Here is a 2,178-nt window from a genome sequence, read left to right on the forward strand (position 1 = left end):
ATACTGAGCGCCATGACCTTGCTTGGCGTGGATGCCATCTGGGCCGCCTTCGCCACCGGTGCCCTGATTGTGCTTGCCCTCGCGATCGACAGGCTGGTCAATCTCTGGCGCAACCGGCGCGCCGGACACGGTGAAGACAATCTGCTCGGCTGAGCCTCGACACCAATTATCCGACAGTCGGAAAATCACCTGAACTGATGCAATCTGATGGGAGCATTGATGGCGCCTCGTCAGACGACAACTACATCTGCAGATGGAGGCTTGCCATCCGCCGAAAAAGGGAATGCTCTGACGCATTCAACCGGCGCTGGCAAAAGACGCAATCCGGCGGTCGCCGGAACACAAGGGACGGATTCGGAACTGACCATCTACAAACGGGAGGAAATCAAATGCTGACACGGCTAAGACTCGTTCTATACGGCCTGTTGGTGGCGCTGATGGTGATACCAGCAGCGGCACAGGCCAAGACGTTCTACTGGATTTCGCATGGCGGCCCGGCCGACCCGGTCTGGACCTACTTCCTGGCCGGCGCCAAGCAATGGGCCAAGGACACCGGCAACACCGTCAACACCTCGTTCCACAATGGCGATGTGGCCTCGCAACAGGAGGCGGTTCGCGCCGCCCTCTCCGCCAAGGCCGATGGCATCGTCACCACGAGCCCCGATCCGGGCAGCCTTGTCGAGATCGTCAAGGAAGCGCGTGCGGCCAACATTCCGATCATCAACTTCAACACGCCTGACCCGAAAGCCAATTTCAACGCCTATGTCGGCGGCGACAACGTCACCTTCGGCAAGCACTGGGCGCAGTATCTGGTCGACAAGGGCCTGGTGAAGAAGGGCGACTTCGTCTGGATGCCGGTCGAGATCCCCGGCGCCACCTATGGCGTCCAGGAAGAGGAAGGCATCAAGAGCGTCTTCGGTCCGCTCGGCATCACCTATGAAATCACCGAAGCGACGCTCGACCAGGCCGAAGTGATCAACCGCATGGTCGACTACCTCACCGCCAACAAGGCCAAGGTCAAGGCGATCATCGGCCTCGGCGACCTCGTCACCGGCTCGATCAAGCGGGTGTTCGACCAGGTCGGCGTCAAGCCGGGCGAAATTCCGGTCGTCGGTTGGGGCAACTCGCTCGACACCACCCAGGAAGTGCTGAACGGCTATGTCAATGCCGGCCAGTGGCAGGACCCGCAGGCGACCAGCTATGTCGCGCTTTCGCTGGCCAACATGGCGGCCAGCGGCATTCCCCCGGGCTTCAACGTGATCACCGGCGCGCTCTACGAAAAGGACACGGCCGCGGTCTACGACAAGATCCTGTCCGGCAAGTAAGATCCCAAACCCAAGCAGTCGCGATCGCCCTGGCGGTCGCGACTGGCTTCTCCATTCGCCGAGCCTTTCGCACGCCTATGTGCAGGTGTCAGCCAATCCCCATCATGTCGCGGGTTATCAGTGGAAAACCATTCCCTCATCCAACGCCTGATCGCGCGGCCCGAGTTCGGCCCCTTCGTACTGCTCGTCGTCGAGATCGCCGTCTTCTGGAGCTTCAATCACGACTTCCTGTCGCCGCAGAACATCTCCAACACGCTGGCCTTCACGGTCGAGCTCGGCCTGATCGCGCTGGCGATGACGCTGTTGATGACGTCGGGCGAATTCGACCTGTCCGTCGGTTCGCTGTTCGGTTTCTCGCCGGTGCTGATGTGGACGCTGTTCAACAGCGGCCTCACTTCGCTTGAGGTCGGCTTTGTCGCCGCGCTGCTGGTTGCCGCCCTCATCGGGCTGGTCAACGGCTGGTTCGTGACGCAGCTCAAGATCCCGTCCTTCCTGGTGACGCTCGGCATGCTGCTGGTGGTGCGCGGCACCGCCCTTTTCGTCACCGACGGTTTTCCGCAGCGCACCTGGAGCGCCGAGGGCAGCTGGCTCGCCAACATACTGGTCGGCGACTTCTTCATCGGGCCGTTCCGCATCTACATGTCGCTGTTCTGGTTCATCGCCGCGGCGATCGCGCTCGGCTATGTGCTGACGCAAAGCCGCACCGGCAACTGGATCCAGGCGGCCGGAGGCAACCCCAGTGCTGCGCGCGCGCGCGGCGTCAATGTCAGCGGCGTCAAGATCGGTCTGTTCGTGCTGTCGTCGGTCATGGCCTCGCTCGCCGGCGTCATCTCCTCGCTGCGCACGTCGGCAG

The 2,178-nt window shown here is 62.1% G+C and carries 2 protein-coding genes; both read left to right on the top strand.

Annotation, left to right across the window (positions count from 1 at the left end; genetic code table 11):
- Nucleotides 1-389: 389 nt before the first annotated feature.
- Entirely contained in the window at nucleotides 390-1,325 is a 936-nt protein-coding gene (locus EN935_RS32390) for a substrate-binding domain-containing protein (RefSeq protein WP_109662050.1), read from the top strand.
- Nucleotides 1,326-1,445: 120 nt separating this feature from the next.
- A partial coding sequence (locus tag EN935_RS32395; RefSeq protein WP_164771546.1) for an ABC transporter permease occupies nucleotides 1,446-2,178 on the top strand: 733 nt, incomplete at its 3' end.

This window comes from Mesorhizobium sp. M7D.F.Ca.US.004.03.1.1 (genome assembly GCF_003998635.1).
GTDB lineage: Bacteria > Pseudomonadota > Alphaproteobacteria > Rhizobiales > Rhizobiaceae > Mesorhizobium > Mesorhizobium loti.

What these genes read in the sequence shown, in the direction of transcription:
- EN935_RS32390 (WP_109662050.1), top strand. Translation starts at nt 390, where the DNA reads ATGCTGACACGGCTAAGACTCGTTCTATACGGCCTGTTGGTGGCGCTG.